The organism is Streptomyces sclerotialus, assembly GCF_040907265.1.
Taxonomy (GTDB): domain Bacteria; phylum Actinomycetota; class Actinomycetes; order Streptomycetales; family Streptomycetaceae; genus Streptomyces; species Streptomyces sclerotialus.
The window spans coordinates 7206865-7229684 of the sequence record NZ_JBFOHP010000002.1; the positions used below are offsets into that span (position 1 = coordinate 7206865).

At 73.1% G+C, this 22820-nt stretch carries 20 protein-coding genes; 12 read left to right on the forward strand and 8 right to left on the reverse strand.

The annotated features are described in order from the left end of the window. Positions 1 to 30 precede the first annotated feature (30 nt). Genes AAC944_RS31735 through AAC944_RS31745 form a run of 3 tightly spaced genes read left to right on the forward strand, consistent with a single transcriptional unit; the run spans position 31 to position 3382 of the window. Positions 31 to 1029 carry an NADPH:quinone oxidoreductase family protein gene (locus tag AAC944_RS31735; protein WP_030612210.1) on the forward strand — a complete coding sequence of 333 codons (999 nt, stop codon included), beginning with the start codon at positions 31 to 33 and terminating at the stop codon, positions 1027 to 1029. Beyond that, entirely contained in the window at positions 1026 to 2213 is a 1188-nt protein-coding gene (locus AAC944_RS31740; RefSeq protein WP_030612207.1) for an acyl-CoA dehydrogenase family protein, read from the forward strand. Before AAC944_RS31735 ends, AAC944_RS31740 begins: the two co-directional genes overlap by 4 nt. Continuing rightward, positions 2210 to 3382 carry an acyl-CoA dehydrogenase family protein gene (locus AAC944_RS31745; protein ID WP_030612204.1) on the forward strand — a complete coding sequence of 391 codons (1173 nt, stop codon included), beginning with the start codon at positions 2210 to 2212 and terminating at the stop codon, positions 3380 to 3382. The genes AAC944_RS31740 and AAC944_RS31745 overlap by 4 nt, the downstream gene beginning before the upstream one ends. Before the next feature lie 103 nt (positions 3383 to 3485). Here the strand turns inward: AAC944_RS31745 and AAC944_RS31750 are convergent, their stop codons facing one another. Next, positions 3486 to 4427 carry a TetR/AcrR family transcriptional regulator C-terminal domain-containing protein gene (locus AAC944_RS31750; protein WP_030612202.1) on the reverse strand — a complete coding sequence of 314 codons (942 nt, stop codon included), beginning with the start codon at positions 4425 to 4427 and terminating at the stop codon, positions 3486 to 3488. A 183-nt stretch (positions 4428 to 4610) separates the two neighbouring features. Between AAC944_RS31750 and AAC944_RS31755 the strand changes: the two genes are divergently transcribed. The 8 genes from AAC944_RS31755 (at position 4611) to AAC944_RS31790 (ending at position 12840) form a co-directional block, all read left to right on the forward strand. Beyond that, positions 4611 to 5720 carry an FAD-dependent monooxygenase gene (locus tag AAC944_RS31755; protein WP_030612199.1) on the forward strand — a complete coding sequence of 370 codons (1110 nt, stop codon included), beginning with the start codon at positions 4611 to 4613 and terminating at the stop codon, positions 5718 to 5720. Positions 5721 to 5807: 87 nt separating this feature from the next. Then, the gene (locus AAC944_RS31760) at positions 5808 to 7229 is read left to right on the forward strand and encodes a hypothetical protein (protein WP_030612196.1); all 1422 of its coding nucleotides are present in this window, start codon (positions 5808 to 5810) and stop codon (positions 7227 to 7229) included. 128 nt (positions 7230 to 7357) lie between these two features. Beyond that, positions 7358 to 8968 carry an ABC transporter substrate-binding protein gene (locus tag AAC944_RS31765; RefSeq protein WP_030612193.1) on the forward strand — a complete coding sequence of 537 codons (1611 nt, stop codon included), beginning with the start codon at positions 7358 to 7360 and terminating at the stop codon, positions 8966 to 8968. Positions 8969 to 9006: 38 nt separating this feature from the next. Further along, positions 9007 to 9963 carry an ABC transporter permease gene (locus AAC944_RS31770; protein ID WP_438272841.1) on the forward strand — a complete coding sequence of 319 codons (957 nt, stop codon included), beginning with the start codon at positions 9007 to 9009 and terminating at the stop codon, positions 9961 to 9963. Continuing rightward, positions 9956 to 10831, forward strand: a complete 876-nt coding sequence (locus tag AAC944_RS31775) for an ABC transporter permease (RefSeq protein ID WP_030612187.1) — start codon at positions 9956 to 9958, stop codon at positions 10829 to 10831. Before AAC944_RS31770 ends, AAC944_RS31775 begins: the two co-directional genes overlap by 8 nt. 65 nt (positions 10832 to 10896) lie before the next feature. Further along, the gene (locus tag AAC944_RS31780) at positions 10897 to 11877 is read left to right on the forward strand and encodes an ABC transporter ATP-binding protein (RefSeq protein ID WP_107054118.1); all 981 of its coding nucleotides are present in this window, start codon (positions 10897 to 10899) and stop codon (positions 11875 to 11877) included. Beyond that, entirely contained in the window at positions 11870 to 12535 is a 666-nt protein-coding gene (locus tag AAC944_RS31785; RefSeq protein ID WP_030612180.1) for an ABC transporter ATP-binding protein, read from the forward strand. Before AAC944_RS31780 ends, AAC944_RS31785 begins: the two co-directional genes overlap by 8 nt. Positions 12536 to 12645: 110 nt before the next feature. Next, a complete protein-coding gene (locus tag AAC944_RS31790; protein ID WP_030612176.1) occupies positions 12646 to 12840 on the forward strand; it encodes a hypothetical protein in 195 nt (64 codons plus the stop codon). Positions 12841 to 12885: 45 nt separating this feature from the next. Here the strand turns inward: AAC944_RS31790 and AAC944_RS31795 are convergent, their stop codons facing one another. After that, the gene (locus tag AAC944_RS31795) at positions 12886 to 14130 is read right to left on the reverse strand and encodes a phosphodiester glycosidase family protein (RefSeq protein ID WP_030612173.1); all 1245 of its coding nucleotides are present in this window, start codon (positions 14128 to 14130) and stop codon (positions 12886 to 12888) included. Between the two features lie 165 nt (positions 14131 to 14295). Here AAC944_RS31795 and AAC944_RS31800 point away from each other — a divergent pair, with 165 nt between their 5' ends. Further along, positions 14296 to 15138, forward strand: coding sequence for a phosphatidylinositol-specific phospholipase C/glycerophosphodiester phosphodiesterase family protein (locus AAC944_RS31800; RefSeq protein WP_030612171.1), 843 nt, complete (start codon positions 14296 to 14298; stop codon positions 15136 to 15138). A gap of 24 nt (positions 15139 to 15162) precedes the next feature. On the opposite strand, the gene AAC944_RS31805 is transcribed toward AAC944_RS31800, so the two are convergent. From AAC944_RS31805 to AAC944_RS31830, 6 genes are all read right to left on the reverse strand, one after another. Continuing rightward, entirely contained in the window at positions 15163 to 15783 is a 621-nt protein-coding gene (locus tag AAC944_RS31805) for an N-acetylmuramoyl-L-alanine amidase (RefSeq protein WP_030612168.1), read from the reverse strand. Positions 15784 to 16154: 371 nt separating this feature from the next. Next, positions 16155 to 17570 carry a family 2B encapsulin nanocompartment shell protein gene (locus tag AAC944_RS31810; RefSeq protein ID WP_030612165.1) on the reverse strand — a complete coding sequence of 472 codons (1416 nt, stop codon included), beginning with the start codon at positions 17568 to 17570 and terminating at the stop codon, positions 16155 to 16157. Positions 17571 to 17738: 168 nt separating this feature from the next. Further along, positions 17739 to 19157: a family 2B encapsulin nanocompartment shell protein gene (locus tag AAC944_RS31815; protein WP_030612161.1), complete on the reverse strand. Its 1419-nt coding sequence runs from the start codon at positions 19155 to 19157 to the stop codon at positions 17739 to 17741. A gap of 247 nt (positions 19158 to 19404) precedes the next feature. After that, a complete protein-coding gene (xylB, locus tag AAC944_RS31820) occupies positions 19405 to 20835 on the reverse strand; it encodes a xylulokinase (RefSeq protein ID WP_030612158.1) in 1431 nt (476 codons plus the stop codon). Between the two features lie 61 nt (positions 20836 to 20896). Beyond that, a complete protein-coding gene (locus AAC944_RS31825; protein WP_030612154.1) occupies positions 20897 to 21862 on the reverse strand; it encodes an acetylxylan esterase in 966 nt (321 codons plus the stop codon). Positions 21863 to 21976: 114 nt separating this feature from the next. Beyond that, complete coding sequence (locus AAC944_RS31830; RefSeq protein WP_030612151.1) at positions 21977 to 22819, reverse strand: amino acid ABC transporter ATP-binding protein; 843 nt, start codon at positions 22817 to 22819, stop codon at positions 21977 to 21979. Between the last annotated feature and the right edge of the window lies 1 nt (position 22820).

Here is a 22820-nt window from a genome sequence, read left to right on the forward strand (position 1 = left end):
AGGCCGACCGACGTCGTGAGGGGAAGCTCAGTGAAGGCATGGCGGGTACACGCGAACGGCGAGCCACGAGAGGCGATGCGGCTGGAGGAGGTCCCGGACCCGCACCCCGGGCCGGGACAGCTGCTCCTCCGGGTGAAGGCCGCGAACGTCAACTTCCCCGACGCCCTGCTGTGCCGCGGCCAGTACCAGGTGCGCCCGCCGCTGCCCTTCACGCCCGGCGTGGAGATCTGCGGCGAGGTGCTCGCCGCCGGTGACGGCGCCGAAATCGCCGTGGGCACCCGCGTACTGGCCCAGCCGCCGCTGCCCGACGGCGGGTTCGCCGAACTGGCCGTGGCGGACGCCAGGACCGTCCTCCCGGCGCCGGACGCGCTGGACGACGCGGAGGCCGCCGCGCTGCACATCGGGTACCAGACCGGCTGGTTCGCGCTGCACCGCCGCGCACACCTCCAGGCCGGCGAGACGCTGCTGGTGCACGCGGCGGCCGGCGGCGTCGGCAGCGCCGCCGTCCAGCTCGGCCGGGCGGCGGGCGCCCGCGTCATCGGCGTCGTCGGCGGCGCCGAGAAGGCGGCGGTCGCCCGCGAACTCGGCTGCGACGTGGTCGTCGACCGGCGCACCGAGGACGTCATCAAGACCGTGAAGGAGGCCACCGGCGGCCGCGGCGCCGACGTGATCTACGACCCGGTGGGCGGCGACGCGTACGCCCAGTCGGCCAAGTGCGTGGCATTCGAAGGCCGCATCATCGTCGTCGGCTTCGCCAGCGGCACGATCCCGAGCCCCGCGCTCAACCACGCGCTGGTCAAGAACTACTCGATACTCGGCCTCCACTGGGGCCTGTACGCCACCAAGGAGCCGTCCGCCATCGGCGCCTGCCACGAGGAGCTGACCAAGCTCGCGGCCCAGGGCGTCATCAAGCCGCTCATCGGCGACCGCGTGCCACTGGAGGGCGCCGCCGACGCGGTACAGAGGGTCGCCGACGGCGTCACCACAGGGCGCCTGGTCGTCGTCCCCGGAGAGGCGGCCACCCGATGAGCATCGGCCCCGAGGAGCTGCGCCGGCGCACCGCCGAACTGCTCGCCGCGCACCCGCCCGCCACCACCGACCGCATGGACTTCCTGCGCGCCCGCTTCGACGCCGGGCTCGCCTGGGTCCACTTCCCCGAAGGGCTCGGCGGGCTGGACGCGCCCCGTGCCCTCCAGGCCGTCGTCGATGCGGAACTGACCGCCGCCGGCGCGCCCGACAACGACCCGCGCCGGATCGGCATCGGCCTGGGCATGGCGGCGCCGACCATCCTGCGCTTCGGCACCGAGGAGCAGAAGCAGCGCTTCCTCAAGCCCCTGTGGACCGGCGAGGAGGTGTGGTGCCAGCTCTTCAGCGAGCCCGGCGCAGGATCCGACCTGGCGGCCCTGGCCACCCGTGCGGTACGCGACGGCGACGGCGGCTGGACGGTGAACGGCCAGAAGGTGTGGACCTCCGGCGCGCACAAGGCCCGCTGGGCGATCCTCATCGCCCGTACGGACCCGGACGCGCCCAAGCACCGCGGCATCACGTACTTCGTCTGCGACATGACCGACCCCGGAGTGGACGTCCGGCCGCTGCGCCAGATCACCGGCGAGGCCGAGTTCAACGAGGTCTTCCTCGGCGACGTACGCATCCCGGACGCGCACCGGCTCGGCGAGGTGGGTGAGGGCTGGAAGGTCGCGCAGACCACCCTCATGAACGAGCGGGTCGCCATCGGCGGCGCCCGCATCCCCCGTGAGGGCGGCATGATCGGCGTCGCCGCCGCCGACTGGCGCGAGCGGCCCGAGCTGCGTACGCACGACCTGCACCAACGGCTGCTGCGCCTCTGGGTCGACTCCGAGGTGGCCCGCCTCACCGGCGAACGGCTGCGCCAGCAGCTGACGCAGGGCCAGCCGGGCCCCGAAGGCAGCGGCATGAAGCTCGCCTTCGCCCGGCTCGCCCAGGAGATCAGCGGCTGGGAGGTGGAGTTCCTCGGCGAGGACGGCCTCACGTACGACGACTGGACGCTGCGCCGCCCCGAAGGCGTGGACTTCACCGGGCGCGAGGCCGGTTACCGCTACCTGCGCGCCAAGGGCAACAGCATCGAGGGCGGCACCTCCGAGGTGCTCCTCAACATCGTCGCCGAACGCGTGCTCGGCCTGCCGTCCGAGCCGCGCACCGACAAGGACGTCGCGTGGAAGGACCTGCCCCGATGACCGACCAGCAGACGCTCGCCGACACCACGGCGCCCGGCGTACCCGAAGGCCCGGACCTGCTCTACTCGGAGCCCGAGGACGACCTGCGCGCCGCCGTACGGTCCCTGCTGGCCGACCGCGGCGGCCCGGCCGGGGTGCTCGCCGAGCTGGAGTCCGGGCGGACGCACGACGCGGCCCTCTGGCGCTCGCTCGCCGCGGACATCGGGGCGGCCGGGCTGCTCGTCCCCGAGAAGCTCGGCGGCCAGGGCGCCGGCCCCAGAGAGGCGGCGGTCGTCCTGGAGGAGCTGGGCCGGGCGGTGACCCCGGTGCCGTACCTGACGAGCGCCGTCCTCGCCGTCACCGCCCTGCTCGGCTGTGACACCGACGAGGAGGAGCCGGCCCGGCTGCTGGCGGCGCTGGCCCGCGGCGAGCGCATTGGCGTGCTCGCGCTGCCCCTGACGGCCGCGCCCGGCGGGCCGCTGGAGCCGACCGTACGGGCCGGGGGTGACGGTGCCCTGCTCGGCACGGTCACCTCGGTCGCCGACGCGGCCGCCGCCGACGTGCTGCTGGTACCGGTACGCGCGGCGGACGGCATCGAGCTGTACGCCGTGGACGCCGGCGCGCCGGGGCTGCACATCGAGACGGTCACCCCGCTGGACCTCACCCGCGGGCTCGCCCGCGTCACCTTCGACGGAGCGGCGGGCCGCCGGCTGGCCGGTGCCGACCGGGCCGGCGTGGCCGTACGGAAGGCGCTGCTCACCGGAGCCGGGCTGCTCGCCTCCGAACAGCTGGGCCTCGCCGAGTGGTGTCTGACCGAGATCGTGGAGTACACCAAGCAGCGCCATCAGTTCGGCCGGGCGGTCGGCTCGTTCCAGGCGCTCAAGCACCGCATGGCCGCGCTCTGGCTGGAGGTGGTGTCGGCACGGGCGGCGGCGCGTAACGCGGCGGACGCGCTGGCCACCGAGAGCCCGGACGCGCCTGTGGCGGTGGCCGTCGCCCAGGCGTACTGCGCCCCGGTCGCCGTCCGCGCCGCACAGGAATGCCTCCAGCTGCACGGCGGCATCGGCATGACCTGGGAGCATCCGCTGCACCTCTTCCTCAAGCGAGCCAAGAGCGACGAGATCGCCCTCGGCGCCCCCGGCCATCACCGTGCGGCCCTCGCCGAACTGGTGGATCTCACGGCGCCGTAGGCCCCCTGGGAGGGCCCTGTGAACCGGCTTCCGGGCCGGGCAGGGCCGCTCGGGGACGGACGCCGGCCGGCGGCTGTGGGGGCCGTCCGCCGGCGTCGCCCCGTCACCGGAGGCGGGGCGCCACCAACCCGTCGAGCAGGGCTTGGAGGCCGCTCTCGAAAAGCCCGTCGAGGTCCAGGTCGTAACCGCCGGTGCCGAAGGACTCCCGGAGCCGGCTGAACGTCGGGTACCGCCCCGAAGCGGCGATCGCCCCGAACGCGGCCTCCTGTTCCGCCAGCCACTCGTCCTGGGAGAGCCCCGTCAGGCTCTCCGCCTGGGCTTCCCGTTCGAGGTGGACGGCGAGCCCTTGGACGTGGCTGTAGAGCAGCACATTGATGTTCAGCATGGCGGTCCCGTCGAGGCCCAGGCCGTCGAGGCCGGCGAGCATCCACTCCGAGTAGGCCATCAGGTTCGGCAGGGCCAACGGGCGGGTGAGCGGCGCGAGCTGGGCCAGCCAGGGGTGGACGCGGTGCAGCGCCCAGAGGGCCCGGGCGCCCGTCTCCAGGCGCGTCCGCCGGCAGACGGGGGGCTCGGCCGGGTACGCGATCTCACCGAGCACGCTGTCCGCCATCAGCAGGACCAGGTCCTCCTTGCCGTCGACGTACCGGTAGGGGGACATCGCCGCCGTCCCGAGCCGCGCCGCGACGCCCCGCATCGACAGCGCGGCCAGTCCCTCCGCGTCGGCGATCTCGACGGCCGCGCGCACGATGCGCGCACGGGTCAGGTCGTGCTCGGGCGCCGCCGCGGTACGGGGAGCACGAGCCGGGCCCGCGGCGTCCCGGGCGGGCGCCACCACCGTGCCGACCCGCGGCCGTGCCTCCACCAGGCCCTGCTGCCGCAGGGTGGTCAGCGCCTTCGTGGCCGTGGCCAGGGCGACGCCCCACTCCCGGGCGATCCGGCGGGTGGACGGAACCCGGTCACCGGGGACCAGCTCGCCGTCCTCGATGCGCCGCCGGATCTCCGCCACGATGCGCCGGTACGGCGGGACATTTTTCTCTGCGACCATCGCGCCCCTCCCTCGGCTGTACTAGCACAGAGGCTACCAGTGGCGAGCGCTTCCGAACCCTGTCTGCCCTAGAACAGGCGCACCAGGAACCGAGACTTCAGGCAGCGAGTAGGTGCTTGGCGGACAGGCGCGTACGTCGTACATTCAGGTGCGTACGCCGTATGCGTCAATCAAGGGGGAGCCATGAAGACCGTGCTCGTCTCCGGTGCCGGGATCGCCGGCCTCGCGACCGCCTACTGGCTGCGCCGGCGCGGCCACCTGCCGACCGTGGTCGAGCGCGCCCCCGGAGTACGCCCGGGCGGTCAGGCGATCGACGTCCGGGGCGTCGCACTGGACGTTCTGGACCGGATGGACCTGCTGGCCGACGCGCGCCGGCTGCGCACTCGGATGCGCGGCATGTCGATGCTCGACGGCGCGGGCGAGGAACTGTGGCGGTCCACCGAGATGACCTACAGCAGCGGCCGGCTGGACAGCGGCGACATCGAGTTGCTGCGGGACGACCTCACCGGGCTGCTGTACGAACGGGCGTATGACGGCGTCGAGTACCTCTTCGGCGACTCCGTCGCCACTCTCCAGGAGGGGCCCGGCGGCGTGCGTGTCGGCTTCGAAGGCGGCGGCAGCCGCACCTTCGACCTCGTGGTGGGCGCGGACGGGCTGCACTCCACGGTGCGCGGGCCGGCCTTCGGTGCCGAGGCGCGGTTCCTGCGCCACCTCTCCGCATACGTGGCCGTGTTCAGTACGGACAACTTCCTCGGCCTCGAGGACTGGCAGGTGTGGCTCCAGGACGGCGGCGCCAGTTACTGCGTCTACCCGGTGCGCGGCAACAGTGAGCTGCGGGCGACGCTCGGTTTCCGGTCCGGGCCGCTCGACTGCGGCCACCGTGACACCGAGCGCCAGAAAGCGCTCCTCCAGGAGCGGCTGGGCCACCTGGGGTGGGAGACGCCGAAGCTGCTGGCGGCCATGCGGGAGGCGCCCGACTTCTACTTCGACGCCATGGCGCAGGTGCATCTGGACCGCTGGACCGCGGGCCGGGTGGCGCTCGTCGGGGACGCGGGCTACTGCGCCTCCCCGCTGTCCGGCCAGGGAACCAGCCTGGCCCTGGTGGGTGCCTATGTGCTCGCCGACGAGCTCGGCCGGGCGGGCGCCGGTCACGCCGTGGCGTTCGAGCGCTACGAGGAGCGGATGCGTCCGTTCGTCGCCCGCAATCAGGCGCTGGTCCCGGAAGGCCGCTCCGGACCCGCCGACGAGGAGGCGGTCGAGCTGGCCAAGAACGCGATCGCACTCGACGGCTGACCCGGCGGCGACCGGGCCGGCCAAATGATTTTGCGGTTGTCTCAGCTGGCATGTCGGAAAAGTGAAGTCCGGAGTAGCGTCGTACGTATGAAGGTCGCACCCGGACGACCCCGGCACCGGCCGGTACCGGCCCTGACGGCCGTGTCCGCGGCGCTGCTGCTCGCGGCGGCACCGGCCGCCGCTGACCTCCCGGCCGCCTACGGCGCACCGCCGGCCGCCGCCGGCTCCGTGGCACGGGACGACGGAGGGCTCCAGGCGGCGGCCGACGCGCTGTCCGAAGGGCCGGTGTACGTCGATCCACGGGCCGAGGGACGGCTGCCGGCCGGGCAGGCCGAAGCACTGGCGAGCGGTATCGAGCAGGCCGGCAAGCCGGTCTTCGTCGCCGTGCTGCCCGCGACCGCCGACTACCCGCCCGCCACGCTCTTCGAGGACCTGCGGGCCCGGGTCGGCCTCAAGGGCGTGTACGCGGTGCAGCTCGGCGACCGCTTCGACGCCCGGGCCGACGGGGACGTGATGTCCCGTGAGTCGGTACGCCGCCTCGTGGGGGCCGCCCAGCGGGCGCATCCGAACGACGCGACGGCTCAGCTGAAGGACTTCGTGGCACAGGCCGAGAAGCAGGCCGGAATGGGCACACCGGGGTCGTGGCAGGGCTCGGGCGGCGCCGGGGTCAGCAGCGGTGCGCTGGTCGGGCTCGGGGCGCTCGTGGTCCTCGGGGCCGGCGGCGCCTACACCGTCCACCGGCGTGCCAAGCGCCGTCGTGAGGCCGAGGAGAAGGCCGCGCTGGACTCGCTGCGAGTGGTGGTCGACGAGGACATCACCGCGTACGGCGAGGAGCTGGACCGGCTGGACTTCCGGCCCGGTGAGCCGGGCGCCGACGACGCGATGCGCGGGGACTACGCGCACGCCCTGGACGCGTACGAGAACGCCAAGCAGGCGATGGGGCAGGTGCGCCACCCCGAGGACGTGCGGAAGGTGACCGAGGCGCTGGAGGACGGCCGGTTCGCGCTGGCCACGCTGGCCGCCCGGCGCGAGGGCAGCCCGCTCCCGGAGCGCCGGCCGCCGTGCTTCTTCGACCCGCGGCACGGCCCGTCCGTCGCCGATGCGCGGTGGACCCCGCAAGGAGGCGCGGAGCGCACCGTCCCCGTATGCGCGGCCGATCAGGCGCGGCTGGCGGACGGCCAGGAACCGATGGCCCGCACGGTGCGCACCCCGTACGGCGAGGACCGCCCGTACTGGGACGCCGGCCCCGTCTACGCCCCCTGGGCGGGCGGCTACTACGGGATGCTCGGCGGCGGTCTGCTGCCCGGCCTCTTCCTCGGTACGCTGCTCGGCTCCTCGATGACGGGCCCGGCCGCCTACGGGTGGGGCGACGGCGCGTACCACGGGGACGGGCTCGGCGGCGGGGACTACTCCGGTGGTGACTTCGACGGTGGTGACTTCGGCGGCGGCTTCGGCGGCGGGGGCTTCGGGGGCGACGGTGGCGGCTTCGGCGGCGGCTTCGGCGACTGACCGCCGCGTCCGCAGGAAGCGGTAAGGACCACGTCTCACAGCACTCTCTTACATGCTGTTTAATTGCGACCCGTTCGCAAAAGCTTTGCGACGGCATGAGACAGCATGAGGCAAGAGGAGAGTGGTGCATGTCCGCCCGGTCCATACGAGGAGTGGCAGCAGCGGCCCTGGCGACGACGCTGGCCCTCGGCGCCGCCGCCTGCTCCACGCCGTCCGACGGCACGGGCGCCGCGGGCCCGAAGGACTCGGCCGTGGTCGGCATCGCGTACGAACCGGACAGCCTCAGCCCGCTGCTGGGCTACGGCAAGGACGGCAACTCCAAGATCTTTGACGGGCTGCTCACCCACGACGCGGACATGAAGCTCGAGCCGGCGCTCGCCGCGAAGCTCCCCGAGATCTCCGACGACGGCCGGACCTACACCTACACCCTGCGCAAGGGCGTGGAGTTCAGTGACGGCAAGCCCTTCACCGCCGACGACGTGGTCTTCACCTACCGGACCATCCTCGACGCGAAGACCAACAACGCCTCCAAGGCCGAGCTCGACGCGATCAGAAGTGTGGAGAAGAAGGACGACCACACCGTGGTCTTCCACCTCAAGTACCCGTATGCGCCGTTCGCCGAGCGCACCGTACTGCCGATCGCCCCGGAGCACATCGCGGGCAAGCAGGACGTGAACAACGGGTCCTTCACCACCCACCCGGTCGGCACCGGCCCGTACGTCCTCACCCGCTGGTCCAAGGGCGAGAAGCTCACTTTCAAGGCCAACCCGCACTACTGGGGCGGCGCGCCCGAGGTGAAGAACTTCACCATGGCGATCATCAAGGACGACGACGTGCGCGCCACCCGGCTGCGCTCCGGCGACCTCGACGGCGCCATCCTGCCGCCCAACCTCGCCGCCGCCTTCAAGTCCGCGCAGGACAAGAAGACGTACACGGCGAAGACCTTCGACTACCGCAACGTCACACTGCCCAGCGCCAACCCGGTTACCGGCGCCAAGGCCGTCCGCCGCGCCCTGGACCTCGCCGTGGACCGCGACGCCATGGTCAAGGGCATCCTGAACGGCGCGGGCAAGCCCGCCTACGGGCCCGTGCCCACCGACAGCCCCTGGTTCGCCAAGGGCACCGAGCGCCCGCACGACCTGAAGCAGGCCGAGCGCATCCTGGACGACGCGGGCTGGAAGAAGGGCCCGGACGGCATCCGCAAGAAGGGCGGGCAGCGCGCGTCCTTCACCCTCTGGTACCTCTCCGGCGACAAGCTCCGCCAGGAGCACGCCCTCGCCTTCGCCTCCGACGCCAAGAAGGCCGGCATCGAGGCCAAGGTCGAGTCCGGCACCTGGGAGGTCATCGAGCCGCGCATGAAGCACGACGCGGTGCTCGCGGGCGGCGGCAGCCCCGCCGACCCCGACTTCGACCAGTACCTGCTGCTGCACTCCTCGCTCGCGGGCGACGGCTTCAACAACATGTCGCGGTACAGGAACGAGAAGATCGACCGGGCGCTCGTCGACGCCCGCCGCACCGACGACCACGACCGCCGCAAGGCCGGGTACGACACCGTCCAGCGCGCGCTGGAGAAGGACCCCGCGTACATCTTCCTCACCCACATCGACCACCTCTACGTGGTCGACGACAAGTGGCGGGTGCCGGGGGAGAAGGGCCTGACCACCCAGGTCGAGCCGCACGACCACGGTCTGGCCTCCGGCCCCTGGTGGAACGTCGAGGACTGGCAGCCCAAGAAGTGAGCGCTCTGAAGTCCCTGCCCTGGGGGCCGATGGCGCGGATGACCGGTCGGCGGGCGCTGCTCGCCGTGCCGGTCCTCCTCGCCGTCACCTTCGGGGTGTTCGCCATCGCCGCCGCCTCGCCGTTCGACCCGGTCAAGGCGTACGCCGGGGCCGCGGGCCTGACCGCGTCCCAGGAGAACCTCGACCAGATCCGCCACAACCTCGGCGTGGACCAGCCGCTCCTCGCCCGCTGGTGGGACTGGCTGACCGGCGCCCTCACCGGGGACCTCGGCGACTCCGCTTCGCTGCGCGCCCCGGTCTCCCAGGTCATCGGCGAACGCCTCGGCTGGTCCGTACTGCTGTGCGCGCTGGCCTTCGTGGTCGCCGTCCTGCTCGGCACCGTACTGGGCGTGCTCGCCGCCCGATGGCGCGGCGGCATGTTCGACCGCACCGTGACCGGCGCCGCGTACGCACTGGAGGCGGCGCCGCCCTTCTGGCTCGGCCTGCTCGCCGTCTGGTTGTTCGCGCTCAAGCTCGGCGTGCTGCCGGCCGGCGGCCTCACCGACACGGGAAGCAGCACCGCCACCGCGGGCCAGATCGCCCGTCATGTGCTCCTGCCCGCCCTCGTGCTGGCCGTCTCGCAGCTCCCGTGGTTCGTGCTGTACGTCCGGCAGGGCGTCGGCGACGCGCTCGCCGAGGACCCGGTGCGCGGCGCACGCTCCCGGGGCCTGCGCGAGCGCACGGTCCTGCTCCAGCACGCACTGCGCAGCGGCCTGCTGCCGGTGCTCACCCTGATCGGCTCCCGGGTGCCCGAACTGATCACCGGCGCACTGCTGGTGGAGACCGTCTTCAGCTGGCCGGGCATCGCCGCGGCCACCGTCCAGGCCGCCACCAGCGTCGACTTCCCGCTGCTGGCCGCCCTGACGGTACTGGCCACGGCCGCGGTGCTGGTCGGCAACCTGCTCTCGGACCTGCTGTACGGACTCGCCGACCCGAGGGTGGCGTTCGATGGCTGAGCTCACCTGGCACCCGGCGCGGTCCGGCACCTCGAAGGACCGCGGCAACCGCACCCTGAGGGTGGGCAGCTCGGCCGTCGTCATGGCCGTGGTCCTGCTCGCCGTGCTCCTCGTACCGCCGCTCGTCCCCGTGGACGCGCAGGCCGTCGACCTCGCCGCCAAGCTGCGGCCGCCGTCGCTCGCGCACCCCTTCGGGACCGACGAGGTCGGCCGGGACCTGCTGCTGCGCTGCGTCTACGGGCTGCGCGTCTCCCTTCTGGTCGGCGTGGTCGCCGCGCTCACCGCCACGGTCATCGGCACCGCGGTCGGCGCGCTCGCCGGCGCCCTCGGCGGCTGGGCGGACCGGGCCGTGATGCGGGTCGTCGACCTCTTCTCGTCCGTGCCGCACCTGCTGATGGGCATCTTCATCGTGGCGATGTTCCGGCCCGGCGTCTGGCCGGTGATCATTTCGGTGGGGCTCACGCACTGGCTGTCCACCGCGCGCATCGTCCGGGCCGAAGTGCTGTCGCTGCGCGGCCGCCCGTTCGTGGACGCGGCGGTCTCCGGGGGCGCCTCGCGGTGGCGGGTGGCCGTACGCCACCTCCTGCCCGGCGTGCTGCCACGGGCCGGGCTCGCCGCCGTCCTGATGGTGCCGCACGCCATCTGGCACGAGTCCGCGCTGTCCTTCCTGGGGCTCGGCCTGCCCGCCCACGAGGCGAGCCTGGGCATCATGGTCAACTCGGCGCGCAGCTCCCTGCTGGCGGGCGACTGGTGGCCCACGCTCTTCCCCGGCCTGTTCATCATCGTGCCCACCCTCGCCGTCGCCGGCCTCGCGGGCGCCTGGCGGGAACGGCTCGACCCGCGCCGCCGATCGGAGCTGATGCTGTGACCACCGCAGACGCGCCACTGGGCGAGTCCGTGCTGTCCGTACGAGGGCTCTCCGTACGCTTCCGGATGCGCGGCGGCCGGCACATCGCCGCGGTCACCGACGCCTCCTTCGACCTCGCGCCCGGCGAGTGCCTGGCCCTGGTCGGCGAGAGCGGCTGCGGCAAGTCCGTCCTGGCCTCCGCGCTGCTCGGCCTGCTGCCCGGCAACGCGCGGACCGCCGGCGCCGCCGTGCTCACCGGGACGCCCGCCGACGGCTCACCGCGGCCCGGCGCCGCCGGCAGCGCACCGCTGCCCGGCATCGACCTGCTCACCGCCACCGAGCGCGAGCTCGCCCGCAGCGTGCGCGGCCGGCGGGTCGGCCTGGTCCCGCAGAGCCCGGCCGCGCACCTCACGCCCGTACGCACCGTACGGGCCCAGCTGGAGGAGACCGTCCGGGAGCTGACGGACGTCCCCCGCCACGAACTGCGCTCGGCTGCAGAGGGGGCAGCCGAGCGCGCGGCCTTCCCCGCCGACCACCTCGACCGGTACCCGCACCAGCTCTCCGGGGGCCTCGCGCAGCGCGCGGCCACCGCGCTCGCGCTGGTCGGCGAGGCGCCGCTGCTGATCGCCGACGAGCCGACCACCGGGCTGGACCGCGACCTGGTCGACCGTACGGTGGACGAGCTGCGCCGGCACGCGGACGACGGACGCGCACTGCTGATGATCACGCACGACCTCGCGGCGGCCGAACGGATCGCCGACCGGGTCGCCGTCATGTACGCGGGCCGGATCGTCGAACTGGCTGACGCGGCGGAGTTCTTCGGTACGCCGGGCCCGCGGCACCCGTATGCGCGCGGGCTGCTCGACGCCCTCCCGGAACGCGCCTTCGCCCCCATCCCCGGCCTGCCGCCCGAGCTCGGCGCGCTCCCGGACGGCTGTGCCTTCGCCGCCCGCTGCCCGCACGCCACGGCCGCCTGCGCGACCGTCCCCGAACCGGTCGACGGCGTGGCCTGCCACCACGTACCGACGGACGCGCAGGCCCACGCACAGGAGCCCGCCGATGCTTGAACTGACGGACATCACCGCCGGCTACGACCCCGCCAGGCCCGTGGTCCGCGACGTCTCCCTGCGGGTGGCCCCCGGCGAGGCGGTCGGACTGCTCGGCCCCAGCGGCTGCGGCAAGTCCACGCTCGCCAAGGTCGCGGTCCTGCTGCACCGGCCCGAGCGGGGGACCGTCGTCGTGGACGGGCAGGCGGCGCCCGGCTGGCGGCACCGCGCACCGCGCGCCCTCCGTACCGCCTTCGGTGTCGTCTTCCAGCAACCCAGGCTCGCCGCCGACCCCCGGCTGCGCCTCGAAGACCTGATCGCCGAGCCGCTGCGCGCGGCCGGCCGCCGCGGTGAGGCCGCCGAACGGCTCGCCGAGCTGGTGCAGCGGGTCGGCCTGAGCCCCGAACTCCTCGGCCGCCGCCCGCACGAGGTCAGCGACGGCCAGCTGCAACGCGCCTGCCTCGCCCGCGCCCTGGTCCTCCGCCCACGCTGGCTGATCTGCGACGAGATGACCGCGATGCTGGACGCCTCCACCACGGCCGCGCTGGTGGCGGTGGTGGAGGAGTACCGCAGGATGACCGGCGCGGGCCTGCTGGCCGTCGGTCACGACCGGGTGCTGCTGGAACGGTGGTGCGACCGTACGGTCCGCTGGGAGTCGCTGGAGCCGGCCGCCCGGTGACCCGCAGTGATCACCCGATCGGTGGACGCCTGAGAGTGGGGTGAACGGCGCGAAATACGCCAAACTGGCGCCGGTGATGGCCCCGTTCGGGCCACCGAGGGAGGTTCGCCATGGCTATTTCGATCTCAGTCGTCCTACTGCTGGTGGTGCTCGCCGTCGTCTTCATGCGCAGCGGCCAGCTGAAGGTCTCGCACGCCATCGTGTGCATGCTCCTCGGCTTCTTCCTGGCCGGCAGCAGCCTCGCCCCGGACATCAGCAACGGCCTCTCCGGCGCCGCGGACCTGGTCAGCAGCGTACAGCCCTGAGGGAGCGCCCCCGGGGCCGCCGCTCACGGGGCCCGCCGGCCGCGCTCAAGGTTGCCGTGCGAAGACTCCGATCCCGTTGGGCACCGGCCGCTCCGCGCCGCCCGAAGGGTGGTTGCGTACGGTTGCCGTGCCGCTCCCGGGGTCGCGCAGGACCAGCGTCGAGGAGCCGCCGCCGTCCAGGTTCACCGCGTCCCGCGCGCCGAGCCGCTGCATCAACCAGGCGAGTTCACCGATCGTCAGCCCGGCGTTCCCCTTCGTGCCGTCCAGCGCGAGCAGGTACAGCACATGACCGCCCCCGCCGACACCCGCCGCGGTCCGCACCGCCGACGCGACGGTGTCCAGGCCGGGGAGCGGCGCACCGTCCCGCAGCACCGGGAAGCCGCCCACCGCGAACCGTGGCGCCCCCGGCCGCTGCCCCGCCAGCCGTTCGGTCACCCGCACCCGCTCGCCCACCGACAGCTTCCGCAGCTGCTGTGCGCCCTCCTCGCGGCCGACGAGGACGGTCGTCCCCTCGGGCACACCGCCGCGCCCCGGCGTGTCCGCGATCTTCTCGACCCGGCCCCTGCGCACCGTGACCTCGGTGGTGTCCGTGCTGCACGGGGCCGCGCGGTCGGTGTCCGTACCGCAGGTGGCGCGCACCCGGGACGTGGTGCCCCACTGCGGGGTGTAGGCGCCGATACCGCCGACCGGCAGCGCGTACAGGTTCAGCCCGCGCAGCGGCAGCCGCCCGTCCGGCGTGGTCACCGAGCCGCGCAGCGACAGCCGGTCCAGCCGGGCCCGCCGGTCGGCGCCCACCGCGATGACGTCCTCGGCCGTCGTGCCGGGCGGCAGCGCGGGCCCGAACCGCTGGCCGTCCGGCACCGCCGACTTCAGCCGCTGCCCGGCGGCGATCGCGGGCCCTACGGAGGCCCCGGTCGGCTCGACCCCGGGGTGCTGCGTCTCCGTTATGTTGAAGAAGTCCCCGTTCACGCCGGCCACCGCGCGCTGCGCGCCGGCCATCGCGGACACCGCCTTACGGGCCCCGACCGATCCCGCGTACAGCAGGTCGACCGAGACCCCCGGTCTTCTCAGGTCCACCGTCAGCAGATGCCCGTGTGCCGTGCCCCGCGGCACCGCCAACGAGAACTGCGCGTACGTCACCCCGGACGCCGCCGGGGCCGCCCGGCCCGCCCGGAGCGCGTCCCCCGAGGCGGCCGCGCTCCCGCCGCCCGCCACCCCTCCGCCGGCCAGCACGCCGGCCGTCACCAGAACCGTCAGTACTGCGCGAACACGACCGAATCGCTGCTTCACGATCACCCCTGTTGTCACGCCAACTGTTCCTCGGGCCAACGGAGTACACCGCTGACCGAAGCCGTCAGGAATCCCGGAGATGTCATGAGTCCGTACATTCCGAGAAATGCACCTGTCCGTAGTCGTTCGTACACCGGCACGGGCCCGTTCACGCGCAGAAGCGCCGTGGCGTCGGTATGCGCCGCCCTCCTGGCGGGGGCGGCGGCGCCGGCCACCGCCCGGGGGAGGGAGCCGCACGGCACGGCGGACCGTGGCCCGGCACCGCTGCGCCGGGCCCACGCCCACAACGACTACGCGCACGACCGCCCCCTGTTCGACGCGCTGGACCACGGGTTCGGCAGCGTCGAGGCCGACATCTGGCTCGTGGACGGACGACTGCTGGTCGCCCACGAGGAGTCGGAGCTGGACCCGCGGCGCACCCTGGAAGCGCTGTACCTCGATCCCCTGTGGTCGCTGGTCAGGAAGAACGGCGGCACGGTGTACCGGGGCCACCGGCTGTCCCTGCAACTCCTCGTCGACATCAAGACCGCCGGCGCACCGGCCTACCGTGAACTGGCCCGCCGCCTGCGGCCGTACGCGCCGATGCTCAGCGTCTGCGCGGCGGACCGGGTCCGCACGCGTGCCGTCACCGCCGTGATCTCGGGCGATCGGGGCGCACGCGAGCCGATGGCGGCGGAGAAGGTGCGCCGGGCCTTCTACGACGGCCGGCTGACCGACCTCGGCACGGCGGCGCCCGCCTCCTTCGTCCCGCTGGTCTCCGCGAACTGGTCCGAGCGGTTCGGCTGGCGGGGCGCGGGACCGATACCCGGGGCCGAGCGCGCCGAACTGCACCGGATCGTGGCCGCCGCCCACGGGGAGGGGCGGCGGCTGCGCTTCTGGGCCACGCCGGACGCGCCGGGCCCCGAACGCGAAGCCGTGTGGCGGGAACTGCTCGCGGCGGGCGTGGATCACCTCAACACCGATGACCTGGCCGGACTGGAGCGCTTCCTGCGCGCGGCCGGCCGGTGAGACCGGAGTCTGCGGGACCGGCTCTCAGGGGGCCGCCTTCACCAGGCTCATGTAGCGCGCCCAGTCCCAGTAGCGGCCCGGGTCCGTGTGGTCAGTCCCGGGCACCTCGACGTGCCCGATGACGTGCTGACGGTCCCTCGGTATGCCGTACCGCGTGCAGATCGCGGCGGTGAGGAGCGCGGACTGCTCGCACATCACGTCGGTGAACCACTGCGGCTGGTCCACCCAGCCCTCGTGCTCGATGCCGATGCTGCGGGTGTTGTAGCCCCAGTTGCCCGCGTGCCAGGCGACGTCGTCCTCGCGGACGAACTGGCCTATGTACCCGTCGGCCGAGCGCACGCAGTAGTGCGCGGAGACCTGCTTCTTCGGGTTCTGGAAGATCTTCACGGTGTCGGCGTACGTCTCCTGCGTGACGTGGACGATCACCCTGTCGATCCCGTACTGCGCCGGGCGGTCGGCCGCGGTGTAGTTGGCGGGGGCGGCCGGCGTCCAGTGCACGTCGGGGTAGGCGGCGCGCAGGGCGCTGCCGGAGCGCTGAGGGGCGGCGTGCGTCAGGCCGGTACCGAGGGGGATGAAGGCGGCGGCCGCGGCGGCGGCACCGGTGAGCAGCCTGCGGCGGGACGGCTGGGGGCGGTCGTACTGCATGCGATCTCCTGCCAGAGCCATGGGGGAAGGGGATGCTCGCGTACCTGTCACGGCCCGCGGGCCATGGTGTGATGTCATGAACATGCGGCTCCGCCATCATGCGGAACCGCACGCCCGTTGCCAAGGTTCTGCCCGGTCCGCCAATGGCTCGACCAATAACGGCGGGGAAGTTTCCGGGCAGAGCCTTCGCCCCTGCTCAGCGCGGTTTCGCGGCCCCGCCCGCGGTTCCGCACGGACCCGCCGCGCCCCACCGCTCCCGGCAGCCACTCGGAACCGCCGGCGGCGATGGCCGCGCGGGCCATCGCCGTCAGCTCCGTGAGGGTGACCGGTCCCTGCTGGACGCCGCACCGTCCGCAGGGACCGCGGGCCCCTCAGTGCCCGATCTCGACGTCCTCCAGGACACCCAGCGCGTCCGGCACCAGCACGGCGGCCGAGAAGTACGCGCTGACCAAGTACCGGATGACCGCCTGCTCGTTGATGCCCATGAAGCGCACCGACAGGCCCGGCTGGTACTCGTCCGGGATGCCCGTCTGGTGCAGGCCCACCACGCCCTGGTTCTCCTCGCCCAGACGCATGGCGAGGATGGAGCTGGTCTGGTCGGGGTTGATCGGGATCTTGTTGCAGGGCAGCAGCGGGATGCCGCGCCAGGCCCGTACCTCCTGGCCGCCGAACTCCACGCCCGTCGGGTAGATGCCCCGGGCGTTCCACTCCCGGCCGATGGCCGCGATGGTGCGCGGGTGCGCCAGGAGTACCTGGGTCTTCCGGCGGCGCGAGATCAGGTCGTCCAGGTCGTCCGGGGTGGGCGGGCCGGAACGGGTGTGCAGGCGCTGCTTGAGATCGGCGTTGTGCAGCAGGCCGAACTCCTTGTTGTTGATCATCTCGTGCTCTTGCCGCTCGCGCAGCGCCTCGACCGTCAGCCGCAGCTGCTGGTCCAGCTGGTTCATCGGGTCGTTGTAGAGGTCGGCGACCCGGCTGTGGATCTTCAGCACGGTCTGCGCGACGCTCAGCTCGTACTCCCGCGGCGCCAGCTCGTAGTCCACGTACGTGCCCGGCAGCTGCGGCTCGCCGACATGGCCGGACGCCACCTCGATGGCCGCCTCGCCGTGCTTGTTCTGCGCCGGGACCAGCGCGGAGCGGAACTCCTCGATGTGGCTGCGCAGCGCCTCGGACTGACCGGTCACCTCCTGGACCGCGGAACGGGGCAGCACCAGCGCGGTACCCCGGGTCACGGCCCGGACGGTGTGCTCCCACGTCCCGTCCCCGCCGAGCAGCGCCGTCGCGCCCACGTGGTCGCCGTCGGCGAGCACGCCGAGCACGGTGTCGTCGCCGTACTTGCCCTGGCCCACGCGCTCCAGCTTGCCGTGCGCGACCAGCAGGATCCGGTCCGTGGGCGTGCCGCGCTCGACGAGCACGTCCCCCGGGGCGAAGTCGCGCTGCTCGAAGCGGCCGGCCAGGGCCTCCAGTGCCGCCTGGTCGGTGAGCCCGCGCAGCGGTGCCAGCTCCCGCAGCTCGACGGGGATGACGCGGACCTCGCTGCCGGTGCTGGTGAACTCCACGCGGCCGTCGCCGAGGGTGTGGCTGAGCCGGCGGTTCACCCGGTACGTACCGCCGGAGACCTCCGTCCAGGGCAGGACGCGCAGCAGCCAGCGGGAGGAGATCCCCTGCATCTGCGGCACGGTCTTGGTGGTGGTGGCCAGATTCCGTGCCGCCGCCGTGGCGAGGCTCGACCGGGCCTGTTCGTTCGAGGAGTCGTCGAGGCCGGACGTCGGGTCGAGCGAAGTGGTCATGGAGATGCTCACCTATTCCTGTGCCAGTGTGAAACGTGCGGCCGAAGGCCCGGCCCCGCAGGGCGGGCGGTATTCGGCGGGGTACCGTCCCCCGGTGTACGCAGCCCGGCGGGCAAATTGCCGTTGCGGTGGCTTGAATCACCGCTGTAGTGGCTGGAATTATCCGTCTCAGTGGCCGATCGCCACGTCGTCGAGAATTCCGAGTGCGTCCGGGACCAGGACGGCCGCGGAGTAGTAGGCACTCACGAGGTAGTTCAGAACGGCCTTGTCGTCGACGCCCATGAAGCGGACGGACAGGCTTGGCTGATATTCATCGGGAATTCCGGTCTGGTGCAGCCCCACGACACCCTGGCGCTCCTCGCCGGTACGCATCACGAAGATCGAGCTGGTGCCGTCGCCGCTGACGGGGATCTTGCCGCAGGGGAAGATGGGCACTCCACGCCAGGACGGCAGGGAGTGGCCCATGAAGTCCACGGCCGTCGGATACAGGCCACGCTTGCTGCACTCCCGGCCGAAGGCCGCGATGGCCTTCGGGTGGGCCAGCAGGAAGGACGGCTCCTTCCATACGGTCGAGAGCAGTTCGTCCATGTCGTCGGGGGTGGGCGGGCCGCTGCGGGTGGGGATCCGCTGCCGCGGGTCGGCGTTGTGCAGCAGGCCGAACTCGCGGTTGTTGACCATCTCGTGCTCCTGCCGCTCGCGCAGCGCCTCGATGGTCAGCCGCAGCTGCTCCTCGACCTGGTTCATCGGGTCGTTGTAGAGGTCCCCGACGCGCGTGTGGGTGCGCAGCACGGTCTGCGCGACGCTCAGCTCGTACTCCCTCGGGGACAGCTCGTAGTCCACGAAGGTGCTGTCGAGGACCGGCTCGCCGTGATGGCCCGAAGCGATCCTTATGGCCGCCTCGCCGCTCTCGTTGTGCGGTGCCGGGGCGCCGGACCGCGCCGACTCCAGGTGGTCCCGCAGCCCCTCCGAACGGTCCCGGAGCTCGGCCAGCGCGCTGCCGGGCAGGGACAGGACGGTCACCCGGGTCACCGCCCGGTAGGTGAACTGCCAGGTGGCCTCGGGGTCCGTGAAGGGCCGGTCGCCGAGGTGGTCACCGCCGGCCAGCGCGCCCAGCACGGCCTCGTCGCCGTACTTGCCCGTGCCGATCCGGTCCACCCTGCCGTGCGCGACGAGCACGACACGGTCGGCCGCGGTCCCCGCCTCGGCGATCACGTCACCCGCTTCGTACTGCTGCCGCTCGAACCGCTCGGCGAGTGCGCCGAGCACCTCGCCGTCGGTGAAATCCCGCAGTGCGGGCAGCTCGCGCAGCTCGTCGGGGATGACGCGCAGCTCCCCGCCGTCCGCGGCGAATTCGATGTGCCCGTCCCCGATGGCGTAGGTCAGGCGGCGGTTGACGCGGTAGGTGCCACCGGAGACCTCCACCCAGGGCAGCAGACGCAGCAGCCACCGCGAGGTGATGTTCTGCATCTGCGGTACGGTCTTGGTGGTGGTCGCCAGATTGCGCGCGGCAGTCGTGGCCAGACTGGTCAGGTTCGAATTCTGGCTTTCGCCTCCGGTGTCGGAGAGTGTTTCTTCCGGAACCGTCACAGCTGCCCCACCCATCTCTGGAAGAAGTTGAAATCGGCCTATCCGCCGAACAGAGAAGGTAGTCGCACTGATTTTATCTACACAATCCCTCAAATGAGTGGCATGAAATAGGAATTGAGTGGATAGGCTCGCCGGAATAGCTGTGTCGTCGGCGCGCGATGACGGAACCCGGCGAAAGGTGCGCGGGCGTACAACGGCGCCCAGGAGGGGCGGCCGGCACGCCGCCCCTCCTACAGGAGCAGAGGGCTCAGGCCCCGAAGAGCGGCCCCGCGGCAGTGAGGGTTCCCGACAGCCGCTCCCACGCGACCGCGTCCCGCTCCACCGCCTCGTAGCGCTCGCCCCGGTCCGTCCCCCAGCGCCGCGCCACCGCCGCCGGGTCCTCACCCAGCAACAGCCCCGCCGCCTGCGCCGCCGCACCCAACGCCACCAGCTCGCCTTCCCGGGGTACCACCACGGGCCGGCCCGACAGCCGCCGTACGGTGTCCCGCCAGGCCTGCCCGCGCGCCCCGCCGCCGATCAGCAGCAGCGGCTCGTCCGCCGCCGTCTCGGGCCCCGCCACCAGGTCCAGCGCCCGGAGCAATGCGAACACCGCACCGTCGTACGCGGCCTGCAGCACCTGCCCGCCCGTGGTGTCGTGCCGCAGCCCGTGGAGCAGCCCCGTGGCATCGGGGAGGTTCGGCGTGCGCTCGCCGTCCAGGAACGGCAGCACCACCACCGAGCCGCCCGGCTCCACGGCCTCCCGGTCCCGGCCCAGCAGCGCCGCCGTCCGGTCCACCGCGAGCGTGCAGTTCAGGGTGCAGGCGAGCGGCAGCCAGTCGCCGCGCGCGTCCGCGAAGCCGGCGACCGTGCCCGTCGGGTCGGCGGGGCGGCGGCCGGTCACCGCGTACACCGTCCCCGAGGTGCCGAGGCTGAGCACCGGGTGCCCGGGGCGCAGCCCGAGGCCGAGCGCCGCCGCCATGTTGTCGCCCGTACCGGCCGCCACGAGTGCGCCGCGCGGCAGCGGCAACGAGTCGGGGCGTACGGTCCCGGCCGCCTCACCGGGGCGCGCCACCCGCGGCAGCATCTCCGTACGCAGCCCCACGTGGTCCAGGACGTCCGCGTCGTAGCTTCCGGTGGCGGAGGACCACCAGCCCGTCCCCGAGGCGTCCCCGCGGTCGGTGACGGCCTCGCCGGTCAGCCGCTCGGTCAGGTAGTCGTGCGGCAGCCGCACCGCTGCGGTGGCACGCGCCGCCGCCGGCTCCTCGGCGCGCAGCCACGCCCACTTGGCCACCGTGAACGACGGCCCCGGCAGGCTGCCCACCCGCTCGGCCCACGCCTCGGGTCCGCCCAGCTCCTCGACGAGACGGCGGCTCTGCGGCGCCGGCCGTACGTCGTTCCACAGCAGCGCGGGACGCACCGGACGGCCGGCCGTGTCCAGCGTGACCAGCCCGTGCTGCTGGCCCGCGACGGAGACGGCGGACACCTGCCGCGCGGCGTCCCCGCAGGCCGTCAGCGCCCGCCCGAGCGCCTCCCACCACTCCTCCGGGTCGCTCTCCTTGCCGGGCCCGGCGGTGACCGTGTGCGGCGCCTGGGCGCGCGCCGCCACCTCGCCCGACGCCGCGTCCACGACCAGCACCTTGGTGGACTGCGTGGAACTGTCCACGCCGACCACCAGCGGGCCCGCTCCCCACGCGCTCATCGCCACTCCTCCCTCGGATGCCCGGCGCACGCCGCTGCTTCATGGACCGTCCGGCGCGGCCTCATGCGAACAGCTCCCGTACGAACATGACCTCGTCCGCCTGATGGTGCGCCCCGCCGCCCTCATGGCCGTTGAACCGCCACACCCGGAGGTCCTTCGGGCCCGCGTAATGGTGGTACGCGGCGAAGCCGGTGGAAGCCGGCGTGATGGTGTCGGCGAGGCCGGTACCGAAGAGCGCGGGGGCCTCCGCGCGGGCCGCGAAGTTCAGCCCGTCGAAATGGTCCAGCGTGTCCAGCGCGGTGTCGATGTGCAGCCGTTCCCCGGCGAAGTAGGCGGCCAGTTCGGTGTACGGACCGGCCTCGGCGATCTCCACGGCGCGCCGGATGTGGGCCATGAACGGCACGCGTACCAGCGCGGCGGCGAGCCCGGGCACCAGCCCCGCCACCGCCAGCGCCTGTGCGCCGCCCTGGCTGTTGCCCTCCACGACGATGCGGTCCGGGTCCACCGCCGGGTGCTCGCGGGCCGCCTCCACGGCCCGTACGGCGTCCGTGTAGAGCCGCCGGAAGTAGCACTCGTCGGGGTCCAGGACTCCGCGCGTCATCATCCCGCCCACGGACGGGTTGGCGGAGCCCACGGGGTCGGGGGTGTCGCCGGACCGGTTCGGGCCGGTCTGGCCCCGGGGGTCCATCACGAGGGTGGCGTACCCGGCGGCCGGCCACAGCAGCCAGTCGTGCGGCAGGCTGCGCCCGCCCCCGTAGCCCAGGTACCGCACGACACACGGGAGCGGCCGCGCCGCGCCGCGCGGCACCAGGAACCAGCCGCGGATGCGGTGCCCGCCGAAACCGGAGAACTCCAGGTCGTAGGTGTCGAGCAGGGCCAGGCCCACATCGACCGGGGTGAAGCGCACATCGAGCGGGAAGGTGCGCGTCTCCTTGAGGGTGCGCTGCCAGAAGGCGTCGAAGCCGGCCGGCTCGGGCCGGTCGGGACGGTAGGTACGCAGGTCTTCGAGGGGCATGTCGACGAACACCGGCGGTCTCCTGAGGCTCGGGGAAATCCGATCACCGGACACCATGCCCCGGCGGCGGCCGGTCCGACCACGGGCGGGTGGCACGCGTCCGCGTACACCACCCGCCCGTACGGCTCACCGGTCCACGCGCTTGCCCTCCGGGCCGGTGTCGACGACCTCACCGACCTCGGCCGCCGCCGGGTCCAGTACGCGGGCCAGGAAGGTACGCGTGCGCTCGTGCTGCGGTGCGCCCACCACCCGGTCCGGCGGCCCCTGCTCGACGATCACCCCGCCGTCCATGAAGACCACCCGGTCGGCGACCTCCCGGGCGAAGCTCATCTCGTGCGTGACGACGAGCATCGTCATGCCCTCGTCGGCGAGCGACCGCATGACGGCGAGCACGTCACCCACGAGCTCCGGGTCGAGCGCGGAGGTCGGCTCGTCGAAGAGCATCAGCTCCGGGTCCATGGAGAGCGCACGGGCGATGGCCACCCGCTGCTGCTGGCCCCCGGAGAGCTGCGCCGGGTAGGAGTGCTCCTTGTCGCTCAGCCCGACGCGTGCCAGGTTGGCCCGCGCGGTCCGTTCCGCCTCGGCCTTCTCCCGGCGCAGCACCCGCCGCTGGGCGATCGTGAGGTTCTCCAGCGCGGTCAGGTGCGGGAAGAGGTTGAAGGACTGGAAGACCATCCCGATCCGGCGCCGTACCCGGTCGATGTCCACGTCCGGGTCGGTGACCTCGGTACCGGCCACCGTGACCCGCCCCGAGGTGGGCTCCTCCAGCAGGTTCACACAGCGCAGCAGCGTCGACTTCCCCGAGCCCGAGGGCCCGATGACGCACACCACCTCGCCGCGCCGCACCGTGAAGTCGATGCCCTTGAGCACTTCGAGGTCGCCGAAGGACTTGTGCAGCCCGGTGACCTCGATGGCGGTCGCGTCCCCGGCCGCCGGCGTCCCGTGTGCCTTCGCTGCGTCGGTCGTCATG